Below are 14494 nucleotides of genomic sequence, written 5' to 3'. Positions count from 1 at the left end.
TTTTAAAAACATAAGAAAGGCGCGTAATGATGGATGAAACACGGACTCATGGCTCACACACCCGCCCCTTGAAGGTGGCGCTGGTGGGGGAGTGCATGATCGAGATGCTCGGTGAGCCGGGCGCTGCGATCACCCAGACCTTCGGTGGCGACACGCTCAACACGGCGGTCTATTTGGCCCGATTGAGTGCGCGCACCGCGGTGACCGTGGACTACATGACGGCCGTGGGTGGCGATGCATTCAGCCTGGCCATGGGCCGATCCTGGCGAAACGAGGGGATCTCGGACGGCCATGTCCGGGTGATCGAAGGCGCGCTGCCGGGGTTGTATTTCATCCAGACCGACCCACACGGCGAGCGGCGTTTCCTCTACTGGCGTGGGGAAGCGGCGGCGCGGCGCATGTTCGACGGTCCCGAGGCCGACGCCATGCTGGAAGCGCTGGCGGGGTTCGACTATGTCTACCTGAGTGGCATCAGCCTGGCGATCCTCACGCTCGAAGGGCGCGAGCGCCTGATGCAGGCCCTGCAGCGAGCTCGCCAAGCGGGCACCCGCATCGTCTTCGACAACAACTACCGTCCCCACCTCTGGCCCGATCCCGACATCGCCCGACAGGCCTATCGCGATCTGCTGCGCCTGACCGACCTGGCCTTGGTCACGTGGGACGATGACGCGATGCTGTTCGGCTATCGCGATACCGACGCCTTGTTCAGCGCTTATGCGCAGGCAGGCGTCAGCGAAGTGGCCCTCAAGCGCGGCGCCGCGTCCTGTTTGATCCAAGCCCCGGCGGGCCGTTTCGAGGTGCCCGCGCAGAACGTTGCCCATGTCATCGACACCACCGCCGCTGGCGATTCGTTCAGCGCCGCTTACCTGGCCTGCCGCCTGCAAGGCGGGGACCCGGAGCAGGCCGCGCGCTGGGGCCACCGCCTGGCTGCCCAGGTTGTCCAGTACCGAGGCGCGCTGATTCCCCAAGCGGCCATGCCCAGCATGGGAACGCCCTCATTTCCTTCTGTTGCACAGGTTTGAGCTTATGAAAATCATTGAAGCGCGCGTCATCGTTACCTGCCCGGGTCGCAACCTGGTCACCCTGAAGATCGTCACCGACGAGGGCATCTACGGCATCGGCGACGCGACGTTGAATGGCCGCGAACTGGCGGTGGTCGCTTATCTGGAGGAACACGTTCTTCCCGCGCTGATCGGCCGCGACGCCCACCGCATCGAGGACATCTGGCAGTACTTGTATCGCGGCGCGTACTGGCGCCGTGGCCCGGTGACCATGACCGCCATCGCCGCCGTCGATGTGGCGCTCTGGGACATCAAGGCCAAGGCGGCGAACATGCCGTTGTATCAGTTGCTGGGTGGCAAGAGCCGCGAGCGGGTGATGGTCTATGGGCATGCCACCGGCAGGGACATCGAAGGTTGCCTGGACGAGGTCGCCCGCCACGTCGAGCTGGGCTATAAAGCCGTGCGTGTGCAATGCGGCGTGCCCGGTATCGCCACCACCTACGGCGTCGCCAAGCGCAGCGGCGAGCGCTACGAGCCGGCCGACAGCGACCTGCCGGCCGAACACGTCTGGGACACGGCCAAATACCTCAATTACGTACCCAAGCTGTTCGCCGCCGTGCGCGAACGTTTTGGCGACGACCTGCACATCCTCCATGACGTGCACCATCGCCTCACGCCGATCGAAGCGGGGCGCCTGGGCAAGGCCGTTGAGCCGTACAACCTGTTCTGGCTCGAAGACTGTACGCCAGCCGAGAACCAGCAGGCCTTTCGCCTGATCCGCCAGCACACCACCACGCCGTTGGCCGTTGGCGAGGTGTTCAACTCCATCCATGACTGCCGCGAGCTGATCCAGGAACAGTTGATCGACTACATCCGCACGACGCTGGTACATGCCGGCGGCATTACCCATGTGCGACGCATTGCCGATTTTGCCGCGTTGTTCCAGGTGCGCACCGGTTTTCACGGCGCCACCGACCTGTCGCCGGTGTGCATGGGCGCGGCCCTGCATTTCGATACCTGGGTGCCCAACTTCGGCATCCAGGAGCACATGCCTCACGAAGCGCGCATCGATGAAGTCTTCCCCCATGCCTATCGCTTCGAGGACGGCCATTTCACGCCGGGCGAAGCACCGGGGCACGGCGTCGACATTGATGAAGACCTCGCCCGCCAATACCCCTACAAACGCGCCAGCCTGCCGGTCAACCGTCTCGAAGACGGCACGCTCTGGCACTGGTAAAGCGTTTCCACCACATAGAAAGCGGGGCGGATGTCCCGTCAGGAGTAACCCGATGAAAGCGTTTCAGGTAAGAGCACCCTTCGAGTTCGGGTTGGCCCAGGTCGACTCACCCCAGGTTGCCCCTGGCGAGGTCCAGGTGGATGTGGCGTATGCCGGCATCTGTGGCTCGGACATGCACATTATTCACGGGCAGAACGCATTCGTGCGCTTTCCCCGTGTGACCGGCCACGAGTTTTCCGGCGTGGTCCGGCAAGTCGGCGAAGGGGTAGAGCACCTGCAAGTGGGCGACCGGGTGTGCATCGATCCGGTGATCAGCTGCGGCACCTGCTATCCCTGCCGCATCGGCCGGCCCAATGTCTGCACCCGGCTGCAAGTGATCGGCGTGCACCGCGATGGCGGCTTCAGCGAGCAAGTCTGCGTGCCGGCAGAGAACGCCCATCGTTTGCCCGACTCGATGTCCCTCAGCCACGGCGCTCTGGTCGAGCCTTATTCCATTGCCCTGAATGTGCTCGATCGCATGCAGCCCCATCCGGGGGACAGCATCCTGATCTACGGCGCCGGGGTGATCGGCCTGACGTTGGTGCAGATGGCCCGGGCGCTCGGCCTGACCGACATCACGGTGACCGATGTCATCGACAGCCGCCTGGAGACGGCGCGGGCCCTGGGCGCGAGCCGGACCCTCAACGGCCAGCAAGTCGATGTCGAAGCGACGATGCGTGAGCTCACCCAGGGCGAGGGCGTGCCGTTGATTGTCGATGCCGCCTGCATTCCGGCGCTGATGCCGCAGATGGTGCGCCTGGCCTCGCCGGCCGGCCGCATCGGGCTACTGGGTTTCACGGCCACGCCCAGCGACCTGGTGCAGTTGGAGATGATCAAGAAGGAACTGACCCTGGTGGGTTCGCGGCTCAACAACCGCAAGTTCCCCAAGGTGATCGAGCTGATTGCCAGCGGCCAGTTACAGGTCCAGGACCTGATCAGCCATCGCGTCACCTTCGACGAGATGCCCGGCGCCATCGAGCTGATCGAGCAACACCCCGAGCAAACCCGCAAGGTCTTGGTGGAGCTGACGAACGCCCATCACTGAGCCGTTTGTACCACCGGTTTCATCGTGCCTGTTATGGGCATCCTCACCGAATAAACACAACAAGCGGGAGGCTCCACCATGTTTGGTCAAGGACGTAGCTTAATCATCATCATGCTGTTCCTGGCCGGGGTCATCAATTACCTCGACCGTTCGGCATTGTCTGTGGCGGCTCCATTCATCCAGAAGGACTACGGTCTGAGTACGGGTGAGATGGGCATGATCTTCAGTAGCTTTTTCGTCGGCTATGCCGCTTTCAACTTCATCGGCGGCTGGGCTGCCGACCGCTACGGCGCCAAGACCACGTTGCTGTTGGCGATGGTGTTGTGGTCGCTGTTCAGCGGCCTGACCGTACTGACGGTAGGCTTTGCTTCGCTGGTGCTTATCCGGATTCTGTTCGGCATGGGCGAAGGACCACTGAGCGTGACCACCAGCAAGATGGTCAACAACTGGTACGCCCCCAAGCGCAGGGCGCGGGCGATTGGTACGTCGATGTCCGGCACGCCGCTGGGCGGGGCGATTTCCGGCCCGGTGGTGGGCTTTATCGCCGTCACCTACGGCTGGAAGGTCTCGTTCATCATTATCATGGTGGTCGGCTTGATCTGGGCGGCGGTGTGGTACAAGTTCGTCAAGGAAAAGCCCGAGGGCGAGCGGGCCGAGGAGATTCTTCGGGCCGAGGGGCAAAGCGAGCTGGCGACACAACCGGTGTTCCCGTTGCGCTTCTACCTCAAGCAGCCGACAGTGTTGTTTACCTCCCTGGCGTTCTTTTCCTATAACTACACGCTGTTCTTCTTCCTGACCTGGTTCCCGAGCTACCTGACCATGGCCCACGGCCTGAACGTCAAGGACATGAGCATCGCCACAGTCATTCCCTGGGTGCTGGGTTTCCTCGGCCTGGCCTTGGGCGGTTTCATTTCCGACTTCGTGTTCAAGAAAACCGGGCGGATGATGTTCTCCCGCAAAGTGGTGCTGGTGACGTGCCTGCTGGCCTGTGCCGTCTGTATCGCCTGTGCCGGGATGGTCAAGACCCTGTATCCGGCGGTCATTCTCGTGGCTTTGGCGGTGTTCTTCCTGTACCTCACCGGGGCGATCTACTGGGCGATCATCCAGGACACCGTACCGGCGGCGCGGGTGGGCGGCGTCAGTGGCTTCATGCACTTTTTGGCGAACACCTCGGGCATCGTCGGCCCGACCTTGACCGGTTTCCTGGTGCAATTCACCGGTTCGTTCACCAGTGCGTTCTTGTTGGCGGGGCTGTTGACCGTGATCGGTGCCGTATGTGTGGCGCGCTATGTAAAACCCCTGTCGGTAGCTGATACCGGCGACTTGGGTGCACAAGGTTCCCAATCGGCTTCGGCCCTGAGCCATCCCTGAACAGAAGGAGCGTGTCGATGCCTGTTGTGAAACGTGTACCTTCCACCGGCGCTGCGGCGCAGATCGGTATCGTGCACCTGGGCTTGGGGGCGTTTCATCGCGCCCACCAGGCGGTCTATCTGCAACGCCATCTCAATCGCCATGGAGAAAGTGACTGGGGACTGTGCAGTGCCAACCTGCGCTCCAATCGCAGGTTGGTCGATCAATTGCGCGAGCGGGACGGCCGCTACACTGTTGCCGAGTACCGCGACCGCGAACAGGTGACGCTGCGTGAGATCGGGGTACTGCGCCAGGCCTTGTATGTGGGCGAGGGCGGCGCTGACCTGGAGCAGCTGCTGCAGTGCATGGCCGCGCCGCAAACGCGGATCGTCACGCTCACGGTCACCGAAAAAGGCTATTGCCTGAGCCCTTCCTCCGGGCAGTTGCGCAGCGAAGACCCGGTGATTGCCCATGACCTCGCTCATCCGCAAACGCCACGCTCAGCGCCCGGCATTGTCCTTGAAGCCCTGCGCCGGCGCCGCGTCGCAGGCATCCCGGCCTTCACCGTGTTGTGCTGTGACAACATGCCCGACAACGGCCAGCGCACCCGCCAGGCGGTCAGCGCATTGGCGGCGAGGCAGGATGAGGCACTGGCCCAGTGGATCGACCAACAGGTGGCGTTTCCCAGCTGCATGGTCGACCGCATCGTGCCGGCCATGGATGACGAATCCTTCCAGCGACTGGAGCAACTGGACTGTCACGACCCGGCGGCAGTGGTCTGTGAAAGCTTCAGCCAGTGGGTGATCGAGGATCACTTTCCTCTCGGCCGCCCGGATTGGGAAGTGGAGGGCGTGCAGATGGTGGCGGACGTACGCCCGTTCGAAACGATGAAACTGCGCATGCTCAATGGCAGCCATTCGTTGCTGGCGTATGTGGGACTGTTGGTGGGCCATGAAACGGTTTTCGATGCCGTCAGTGACGCGAACCTGTTGCGCCTGATCGGGCGTTACATGGCCGAGGAAGCAGCGCCCACTTTGGACATGCCAGCGGGTATCGATCTTTCGGTCTATGCCCACGATCTAAAGGCGCGCTTTGCCAATGACAGCCTGCAACATCGGCTGCGTCAGATCGCCATGGACGGCTCGCAGAAACTGCCGCAACGCTGGTTGCTTGGCGCGCAGCAATTGCTCGACCAGGGAAGTGGCATCGGCTGTACCGCATTGGGCATCGCGGCCTGGATTCGCTACTGCACGCAGCCGTTGCCCGCTGGTTCGGTGCAGGTGATTGACGATCCATTGAGCGCCACCTTTGCCGATCTTGCCGGGCGATTCGAAGGCCCGTCATTGGTGGATGCTTTTCTTGATCTGGATGAAGTCTTCCCGGCCGAGCTGTCGGCTCGCTCCGCCTTTCGCGATGCCGTGCAAGGCGCCTATGGCGCCCTGGTTCGCGATGGCGTCGGCAGCCTTCTGCATACCGTTGCCGCACCCAACTGATAACAAGGAGAACAACATGGAACAGACATGGCGTTGGTTTGGCCCCAAAGACCCGATCTCCCTGGAGGACGTCCGTCAAACCGGTGCGACCGGTATTGTCACGGCGTTGCACGAAATTCCCAACGGCGAAGTGTGGCCGGTGGAGGCCATCGCGGCGCGCAAACAGATGATCGAAGCGGCCGGTTTGAGCTGGTCGGTGGTGGAAAGCATTCCGGTGCATGAGGACATCAAGCGCGGCTGCGGCCGGCGCGACGAGTACATCGCCAATTACCAGCAAAGCGTGCGCAACCTGGCGAGCTGTGGCATCGATATCGTTTGCTACAACTTCATGCCGGTCCTGGACTGGACCCGCACCGACCTGACCTATGAATTGGCGGATGGCGGCTGGGCACTGCGGTTCGATCAAACCGCGTTCGCTGCTTTCGACCTGTTCATCCTCCAGCGCCCGGGGGCGCAGAGCGAATACGGCGCCGAGGATACCCAGCAGGCCAAGGCCTACTTCGAGCAACTCACGCCCGCTCAGCGCGAAAACCTGGTCAATACCTTGATCGCGGGTTTGCCCGGCGCCGAAGAACATTACAGCCTGGAAAATTTCCGGGCCTTGCTGCGCACCTACGCCGACATCGACGAAGCCAAGTTGCGTGAACACCTGGGGTATTTCTTGCGCGCGGTGATCCCGGTGGCAGAGGAGGTGGGTGTGCGCATGGCGATCCACCCGGACGATCCGCCCCGTGCGCTGCTAGGCTTGCCCCGCATCCTGTCCACCGCTGAAGACGCCCAATGGTTGCTGGACGCCGCTCCAAGCCCGGCCAATGGCCTGACCTTCTGCACCGGCTCCTATGGCGTGCGCGAAGACAACGACCTGGTGGCGATGGCCAAGCACTTTGCGCCCTTCATCTACTTCACCCACCTGCGCTCAACCCGCCGGGAAGCGGACCCACGCAGTTTCCACGAAGCCCATCACCTGGATGGCGACGTCGACATGGTGGGGGTCATCAGTGCCTTGGTGGCAGAAGAGCGCAGGCGTGAGCGCGAAGGCGGACCGCGCTTGCCGTTGCGTCCGGACCATGGACATCAACTGCTCGACGACCAGCACCGCAAAAGCAATCCCGGCTACTCGCTGATCGGCCGCCTCAAGGGCCTGGCGGAGATTCGCGGCGTGGAACTGGCCGTGCGTCGGCAGTTGGGCTAGCTCAAGAACACCTAAGCCCCGCCGTGCCGTTTTTTGTGGCGAGGGAGCTTGCTCCCGCTGGGCTGCGCAGCAGCCCCAAAACCTGACCCCGCGGTGCATCAGACAGACCGTGTTCAACTTGATTGGGGTCGCTTCGCAACCCAGCGGGAGCAAGCTCCCTCGCCACAAAAGCTATGCCGCGCCGTTTTTGTGGCGAGGGGATTTATCCCCGCTGGGCTGCGCAGCAGCCCCAAAACCTGACCCCGCGGTGCATCAGACAGACCGTGTTCAACTGGATTGGGATCGCTGCGCAACCCAGCGGGGATAAATCCCCTCGCCATCAGGTCGGCAGGTCAATTCACCCCATCGTTCAGCCAAACACAAACCCGTGGCGAGGGAGCTTGCTCCCGCTGGGCTGCGCAGCAGCCCCAAAACCTGACCCCGCGGTGCATCAGACAGACCGTGTTCAACTGGATTGGGGTCGCTTCGCAACCCAGCGGGAGCAAGCTCCCTCGCCACAAAAGCTATGCCGCGCCGTTTTTGTGGTGAGGGGATTTATCCCCGCTGGGCTGCGCAGCAGCCCCAAAACCTGACCCCGCGGTGCATCAGGCAGACCGTGTTCAACTTGATTGGGGTCGCTGCGCAACCCAGCGGGGATAAATCCCCTCGCCACCAGGTCGGCAGGTCAATTCCCCCCGTCGTTCAGCCAAACACAAACCCGTGGCGAGGGAGCTTGCTCCCGCTGGGCTGCGCAGCAGCCCCAAAACCTGACCCCGCGGTGCATCAGACAGACCGTGTTCAACTTGATTGGGGTCGCTGCGCAACCCAGCGGGAGCAAGCTCCCTCGCCACAAAAGCGGCCAATCTATTTACTCCTCCGGCTCCAGGGCGCGCAGCCAGCGGTTCTCCGAGCGGCTCAAATGCTGGCGCATCGAGGTTTGCGCGCCGAGCACATCCTTGTTGGCTACCGCGCGCAGGATCGCTTCATGCTCGACGACGGCGGCTTCCCAGGTCAGGGCATTCTCTGAGTGTTTGCTCAGGTGCGCCGAGATCGGATTGTGTCGTTCATCAAAGAGCGCGACGATGATCCGCACCAGCGCGGAGTTGCCGCTCATCTTGGCCAGGCGTTGATGAAATTTACGGTCGTCCTCCAATGGCGGCTGGCCGTTGGCGATGCTGGCGCGCATGGCGTCGATGCATTCCTGCAAATAGCGATAATCGCTTTTCTTGCCGTGCAAACAGGCCAGGACCACGGATTCACCTTCGATCAAGGCGCGCGCCTGCATCAGTTCCGATGGGCTCTCGCCCAAGGTGACGCTGGTGTTTTTCCCGTCCTTGGGCCTGGCGCGCACGTATACGCCTGAGCCCATCTTGATTTCAATGTCGCCCTCTATCTCCAGGGCGATGAGCGCTTCGCGCAGCGAAGGTCGGGAAACCCCCAGCAGTTGGGTCAAATCGCGCTCGGGGGGCAGCCTGGAGCCCGCTTTGAAATCACCCTGGGCGATGTAGTGGCGAAGTTGGTCGGCGATTTTCTGGTACGGCTTTCGCTCAGAGGTATTTAGCGGTGAGACCATGGGGCGGCGTCCATCAGATAGTCGGCGAAGGCTACCATAGGCGCTTGATTCACATCACTGCGCCGATCTGCCAGGGCAGGAACTCATTATCGCCCAAGCCGTTTTCCTCGCTGCAGGTACGGCGTCCGGAAGCCGTCTCCAGCATCAGTCGAAACAACCGCTCACCAGCCTCGGCCACTGACTCCAGGCCATCGACAATGCCTCCAGCGTTGAAGTCCATGTCCAGCTCCATGCGTTGGAACAGGCCAGTGTTGGTGGCGATCTTCAAGGACGGCGTGGGCTTGCAGCCGTAGGTCGAGCCGCGACCCGTGGTGAAGCAGATGAGATTCGCGCCGCCCGCCACTTGGCCGGTGGCGGACACCGGGTCGTAGCCGGGCGTGTCCATGAACACAAGGCCTCGGGCCTGGACCGTTTCAGCGTACTGGTAAACCCCCATCAACCCGGTAGCGCCGGCTTTCGCCACGGCCCCCAGGGATTTTTCCAGGATGGTGGTGATGCCCCCGGCCTTGTTGCCGGGCGAGGGATTGTTGTTCATGTCACCGTCGTTGTGGTGTACGTAGGCTTCCCACCAATGGATCCGCTCCATCAATTTAGACGAGATCTCGGTGGACGCGGCGCGGGCGGTCAGCAGGTGTTCAGCGCCATAGATTTCCGGCGTTTCCGAAAGAATGGCCGTGCCGCCGTGCTGCACCAACAGATCCACGGCCGCGCCGAGTGCGGGATTCGCCGTAATCCCTGAGTAACCATCCGAGCCGCCGCACTGCAAGCCGACGCACAAATGGCTGGCGGCCACGCGCGTGCGCTGGCATTGGTTGATGATGGGCAACATCGCTTCAATATGGGCAATGCCACGTTGCACCGTTTCGCGAGTACCGCCCGCGTCCTGGATGATCAGGCTAGCCTTGAGCGCGGCTGGGCGATCATCGAGTTCGTTCATCAGCGGGGTGAGTTGGTTGACCTCGCAACCCAGGCCGATCAACAGGACTCCGGCGAAATTGGCGTGATCGGCATACCCGCGCAACGTGCGCTTGAGGATATCGATGCCTTCACCTTTGGCCCCCATGCCACAACCGCTGCCATGGGTGATTGCAACGACGCCGTCGACATTGGGAAAGTCTTTCAGGCGCTCGGCAGAAAACGCATTGGCGATGTGTTTGCACACGGTGGCCGAGCAGTTGACGCTGGAAATGACGCCAATGTAATTACGTGTCCCAACCCGCCCATCCGCGCGGACGAAACCTTCGAACGTCGCGCCGTCACTGGTGGGCACGGTGGGGACGTAGACGTTCCGCACACTGTGTTCGGCGTTGGTGGTGGGCATGTCGAGGTTGTGCACGTGAACGTAGTCGCCGGGTGCGATGTCCTGGGTTGCCTGGCCGATAGTCTGGCCGTACTTGAGCACCCGTTGGCCCGCCAACACGGCGCGCAGAGCGATCTTGTGGCCGGATGGAATGGCCTGTCGGGCGATCAGCGCGATGCCATCGGCGCTCAGGCGTTGACCTTCGGCGATATCACCTCGCGCCACCGCGACATCATCGCCGGACGCCAAGACCAACAAAGAAGAAGGCAAGTTCATGGTTCGTCCTCCCAGTCCTAACACTCGATGATGGCCTTGACGACACCCTGTTTGGGGTCGAGCAAGGTGGTGAACGAGTGGGCGACATCGCTGAGGGTCAGTCGATGGGTGTTGAGGGCCGCATCCGGAATCAGCCCGTCGCGCAAGCACTGCTCGACGTAGTGGAAGTCTTCCTTGGTCGCGTTGCGGCTGCCCATCAGCGTGGCTTCACGCTTATGAAACTCCGGGTCGGAGAAGGTGATGGAGTCCCGGACCACCGAGATCATCACATAGGTGCCGCCATGGGCGATGAACTCGAACCCGCGCTCCATGGCCCGGGCGTTGCCGGTGGCATCGAACACGACGTCGAAAAAATCGTTCCCGGTGAGCTCAGCCAGGGTCTGCTTGTCGCCTTCACCGATTTGCACTGCCGCATGGATATCCAGGTGTTCTTTACAGAACGACAGGCGATCCTCACGGGTATCCAGCACCGTGACTTTCGCCCCACGCAGGCTGGCGAAGATCGCCGCCGCCATGCCGATCGGACCCGTGCCGACCACCAGCGCGTGCTTATCCGCCTGGACATTTGAACGACGTACGGCGTGCGCCCCGATCGACAGGAATTCGATCATCGCTGCCTGGTCCAGGGAAACCCCCACGGCCTTGTGTACGAATTCGTTCGGAACACTCAGGTACTCAGTAAAAGCGCCGTCGCAATGAACCCCCAGCACCTGGATACGAGTGCAGCAGTTGGTCTTGCCCTGGCGACAGGCGATACAGGTCCCGCAGGACAGGTAAGGCATCACGTAGACGACGTCACCGACGGCCAGGTCGCTGGCGCTGTCTGTCTCTTCTACAACCCCGGAAAACTCATGGCCCATGACTCGCGGGTATTCGAGGTAGGGCTGATTGCCGGTGAAAATATGCAGGTCGGTGCCACAGACCCCGACACGCTTGACCCGGATGAGGATCTCTCCTGGTTTCCTGAGGGGTTTTTCAGTCTCGATGGCGGTTAACGAGCCGGGTTCGTTACAGATGACAGTCAGCATGTTGATGCTCCTTGGCGGGCGTGCAGGCAGTGGATGCCTGCAGGCGGGAGGAGGGTTGTGAGCGCACGGCTGCCGGGACCGAGACTCTCTTTTTTGTTGTAGGCGGGCAATGACCCGCTCGGAGGATCTTCGCCTAAAAACTACACGCCGGAAAAAATATTGGCAAGACCAATTTTAATAAAGTGATATTGGACAGACCAATATGAAGTTTGTAGAACTGATTCAAGTGAACCCAGCCCCGTCCGCTCATGTCACTCGTTTGTCAGGAACGACAACATGGAGCCATTGATGCGACCTTTATATTTCACCAGCTTGTCCTTCGCCGCGTTGCTCTGCGCGGCGTGCTCAAATCAACCGCCCGCGACTTGGAGCTATGAAAATGCCCAGGGGCGAGCCAACCTGCCACCCGATCAGGCTTACCCTGAACTGTTTGAAGCGGTGCAACGCCAGCAGATTTTCACAGACCAGAAACACTTCGTGGACGCGTTGCCCAACCGTGACCCCGCGCAAATCCGTGCCGATTACCTGGCCCGTCGTGACAGCGATGGCTTCGATATCAACACTTTCGTGAAGGACAATTTCATCGAATCCGGCGAAGCTGAAAGCCCGGCATCAAAACCCGGCGCTTCGATCGAAGCACACATCGATAGCCTCTGGCCCGTGTTAAGCCGAACCTACAGCCAGGTGCCGATCTACAGCAGCTTGTTGCCCTTGCCGCAACCCTATGTGGTGCCAGGTGGACGCTTTCGCGAGATGTATTACTGGGATTCGTATTTCACCATGCTTGGGCTTGAGCAAAGTGGTGAGAAGGCACGGGTTCGCCAGATGACCGACAATTTTGCCTACATGATCGACACCTACGGTCACATTCCCAATGGCAATCGCACTTATTACCTGAGCCGGTCGCAGCCGCCGTTCTTTGCCTACATGGTCGAGTTGCAGGCCCGTATTGAAGGTGACCAGGCCTATGGACGCTACCTTCCACAATTGCAGAAGGAATACGCCTATTGGATGGAGGGTGCCCAGGCGCTCAAGCCCGGTGCGGCCGCCCGGCACGTCGTCAAACTCGCGGACGGCAGCGTTCTGAATCGTTATTGGGATGCCAGCGCAACGCCGCGCCAGGAGTCCTGGTTGCAAGACGTCAGCACCGCCGAGCAGGTGCCGCAGAGGCCCAAGCAGGAGGTCTGGCGTGACCTGCGCGCTGGCGCCGAAAGTGGTTGGGACTTCAGTTCCCGTTGGTTGGGCGACGGTCAGAACCTGACGACCATACGCACCACGTCGATTGTGCCCGTGGACCTGAACAGTCTTATCTATCACCTGGAACGCACCATCGCCAAAGCCTGTGAAACCATTCAGAACACGTCCTGCATCCAGGCTTATGGCCGGCGCGCCGAGCTGCGCCAGCGGGCCATCGAGAAGCACCTTTGGAATGCCGATGGCGGTTTCTACGTGGATTACGACTGGCAACGCAACCAGCAGCGCCAGTCACTCACCGCCGCTACGCTTTTTCCGCTGTACACCGGTCTTGCCTCTGTCGAGCATGCAAACCGCACGGCCGATGCGGTGCGCGACGGTCTGTTGCGTCCCGGCGGCATCGCCACGACCCAGGTCAGCAATGGTCAGCAGTGGGATGAGCCTAATGGCTGGGCACCGTTGCAGTGGGTCGCAGTGGAGGGGTTGGACCGGTACCGGCAAACCGCGCTGGCGCAACAGATTGGCAGCCGTTTTTTGCAGCAGGTCCAGAACCTCTATCGCAACGAAAACAAGCTCGTAGAGAAATACGATCTATCCGGACGGGGAGATGGCGGGGGAGGTGGCGAGTATGAATTGCAGGACGGCTTCGGCTGGACGAACGGCGTCACGCTAAAACTGCTGAGCAAATATGGCGCAAGCTCCCCAGCGCCCATTGATGAATGAAGTGTGAGGCCTGCTCGACTCTCTCTCCGATAGCGTAAGGGTGGAGGCCGTTCCGAGCACCAACGGAGCACGTGACCGGCGGTGGTCCCGTGCTCCGCGCTTTATCATCTACTCATACACCGTCACCCGATTGCGTCCGGTCTTCTTCGATGTATACAGCGCGCTGTCCGCCCAGGCGATCAGGTCGGCGTGGGAGTTAGAGGGCTGGCTCAGGTCGGCCACCCCCAGGCTGATGGTGAAGCGGATGTCCTGGTCGTTGTGCCGCACTTCCAGTTCTTCGACGGCCTGGCGCAGACGCTCGGCGAAAACTTGTGCGCCGGCCTTATCGGTATCCGACAGCACTACGCCGAACTCTTCGCCGCCGTAACGCCCGGCCACATCGGATTCGCGTACATGCTCGCGCACCAGCTTGGCAATTCGCTCGATCACCTTGTCGCCGGCCTGATGGCCATAGGTGTCGTTGACCCGTTTGAAGTGGTCGATATCGAACATCACCAGGCTTAAGGCGTTGCCATAGCGCTGGTGGCGGGCATGGGCGGCTTTCAGGCTTTCTTCCCAGTGACCACGGTTATACAAGCCCGTCAGCCGGTCGGTACTGGAGAGTTGTTGCAGTTGCGCATTGGCGGCTTGGAGCTGATGGCGGTTGGTGGCGACGTCGGTGACGTCATAGATCACCAGGCAGACATGGTTGATTTTGCTGTCAGGGGAGTGCAGCGGCAGCAACGTGGTGTTCTGGTACATGAACTCTTCCTGGCCGGTGATCGGCTGGTAGTTCTTGAACCGCACCAGATACGGACGCAGCTCCCAGATAGTGAACGCTGGTGTGCCCAGGGTGGCGACGCTTTCCACCTTGCGGCTGAACCATTGGCGGTCGACCTCGGGGAACAGCGTGAAGAAATTCTGGTTGTGGGCGTCCTTGGGTTGGACCCCGGAGCGGTTCTCCATGAAGGTGTTCCAGACCTGCACACGGTAGTCGCGATCGAGCACGACCACACCCACATCGATGCTCTGGACAATCGTCAGCAACCAGTGGAATTCGGTCAGATCAACAGGATCATTCATGG

The 14494-nt window shown here is 61.3% G+C and carries 11 protein-coding genes; 7 read left to right on the top strand and 4 right to left on the bottom strand.

The features are described 5' to 3' along the window. Positions 1–29: 29 nt before the first annotated feature. From CD58_RS16435 to uxuA, 6 genes are all read left to right on the top strand, one after another. Positions 30–1022, top strand: a complete 993-nt coding sequence (locus CD58_RS16435; RefSeq protein WP_025214092.1) for a sugar kinase — start codon at positions 30–32, stop codon at positions 1020–1022. A gap of 4 nt (positions 1023–1026) precedes the next feature. Then, complete coding sequence (gene manD / locus CD58_RS16430) at positions 1027–2238, top strand: D-mannonate dehydratase ManD (protein WP_025214091.1); 1212 nt, start codon at positions 1027–1029, stop codon at positions 2236–2238. A gap of 52 nt (positions 2239–2290) precedes the next feature. Next, a complete protein-coding gene (locus CD58_RS16425; RefSeq protein WP_025214090.1) occupies positions 2291–3322 on the top strand; it encodes a Zn-dependent oxidoreductase in 1032 nt (343 codons plus the stop codon). A gap of 78 nt (positions 3323–3400) precedes the next feature. Further along, positions 3401–4693 carry an MFS transporter gene (locus tag CD58_RS16420; RefSeq protein ID WP_025214089.1) on the top strand — a complete coding sequence of 431 codons (1293 nt, stop codon included), beginning with the start codon at positions 3401–3403 and terminating at the stop codon, positions 4691–4693. Between the two features lie 17 nt (positions 4694–4710). Then, positions 4711–6165 carry a mannitol dehydrogenase family protein gene (locus CD58_RS16415; RefSeq protein WP_025214088.1) on the top strand — a complete coding sequence of 485 codons (1455 nt, stop codon included), beginning with the start codon at positions 4711–4713 and terminating at the stop codon, positions 6163–6165. A 16-nt stretch (positions 6166–6181) separates the two neighbouring features. Next, on the top strand, positions 6182–7357 hold the full coding sequence (gene uxuA, locus CD58_RS16410) for a mannonate dehydratase (RefSeq protein WP_025214087.1): 1176 nt from the start codon (positions 6182–6184) through the stop codon (positions 7355–7357). Between the two features lie 847 nt (positions 7358–8204). Here uxuA and CD58_RS16405 read toward each other — a convergent pair. The 3 genes from CD58_RS16405 to CD58_RS16395 are packed head-to-tail and all read right to left on the bottom strand — an operon-like array spanning position 8205 to position 11513. Further along, positions 8205–8909 carry a FadR/GntR family transcriptional regulator gene (locus CD58_RS16405; protein WP_025214086.1) on the bottom strand — a complete coding sequence of 235 codons (705 nt, stop codon included), beginning with the start codon at positions 8907–8909 and terminating at the stop codon, positions 8205–8207. Positions 8910–8958: 49 nt separating this feature from the next. Continuing rightward, complete coding sequence (locus CD58_RS16400; RefSeq protein WP_025214085.1) at positions 8959–10485, bottom strand: UxaA family hydrolase; 1527 nt, start codon at positions 10483–10485, stop codon at positions 8959–8961. A 17-nt stretch (positions 10486–10502) separates the two neighbouring features. Next, positions 10503–11513 (bottom strand): zinc-binding alcohol dehydrogenase family protein, encoded by a 1011-nt coding sequence (locus CD58_RS16395; protein WP_025214084.1) that lies wholly within the window; start codon positions 11511–11513, stop codon positions 10503–10505. Positions 11514–11801: 288 nt separating this feature from the next. Here CD58_RS16395 and treA point away from each other — a divergent pair, with 288 nt between their 5' ends. Further along, positions 11802–13430, top strand: coding sequence for an alpha,alpha-trehalase TreA (gene treA, locus CD58_RS16390; protein ID WP_038436865.1), 1629 nt, complete (start codon positions 11802–11804; stop codon positions 13428–13430). 108 nt (positions 13431–13538) lie between these two features. On the opposite strand, the gene CD58_RS16385 is transcribed toward treA, so the two are convergent. Beyond that, positions 13539–14492, bottom strand: coding sequence for a diguanylate cyclase (locus CD58_RS16385; RefSeq protein WP_025214082.1), 954 nt, complete (start codon positions 14490–14492; stop codon positions 13539–13541). Between the last annotated feature and the right edge of the window lie 2 nt (positions 14493–14494).

The organism is Pseudomonas brassicacearum (genome assembly GCF_000585995.1).
GTDB lineage: Bacteria > Pseudomonadota > Gammaproteobacteria > Pseudomonadales > Pseudomonadaceae > Aquipseudomonas > Aquipseudomonas brassicacearum_A.
The sequence above is the reverse complement of the archived record's forward strand: the minus strand, read 5'-3'. Positions and strand labels throughout refer to the sequence as shown.

Coding starts and splice junctions, on each gene's coding strand:
- CD58_RS16385 (WP_025214082.1), bottom strand. CDS start 14,492: ATGAATGATCCTGTTGATCTGACCGAATTCCACTGGTTGCTGACGATT.
- CD58_RS16415 (WP_025214088.1), top strand. CDS start 4,711: ATGCCTGTTGTGAAACGTGTACCTTCCACCGGCGCTGCGGCGCAGATC.
- CD58_RS16405 (WP_025214086.1), bottom strand. CDS start 8,909: ATGGTCTCACCGCTAAATACCTCTGAGCGAAAGCCGTACCAGAAAATC.
- CD58_RS16420 (WP_025214089.1), top strand. CDS start 3,401: ATGTTTGGTCAAGGACGTAGCTTAATCATCATCATGCTGTTCCTGGCC.
- CD58_RS16400 (WP_025214085.1), bottom strand. CDS start 10,485: ATGAACTTGCCTTCTTCTTTGTTGGTCTTGGCGTCCGGCGATGATGTC.
- manD (WP_025214091.1), top strand. CDS start 1,027: ATGAAAATCATTGAAGCGCGCGTCATCGTTACCTGCCCGGGTCGCAAC.
- uxuA (WP_025214087.1), top strand. CDS start 6,182: ATGGAACAGACATGGCGTTGGTTTGGCCCCAAAGACCCGATCTCCCTG.
- CD58_RS16395 (WP_025214084.1), bottom strand. CDS start 11,513: ATGCTGACTGTCATCTGTAACGAACCCGGCTCGTTAACCGCCATCGAG.
- CD58_RS16425 (WP_025214090.1), top strand. CDS start 2,291: ATGAAAGCGTTTCAGGTAAGAGCACCCTTCGAGTTCGGGTTGGCCCAG.
- treA (WP_038436865.1), top strand. CDS start 11,802: ATGCGACCTTTATATTTCACCAGCTTGTCCTTCGCCGCGTTGCTCTGC.
- CD58_RS16435 (WP_025214092.1), top strand. CDS start 30: ATGGATGAAACACGGACTCATGGCTCACACACCCGCCCCTTGAAGGTG.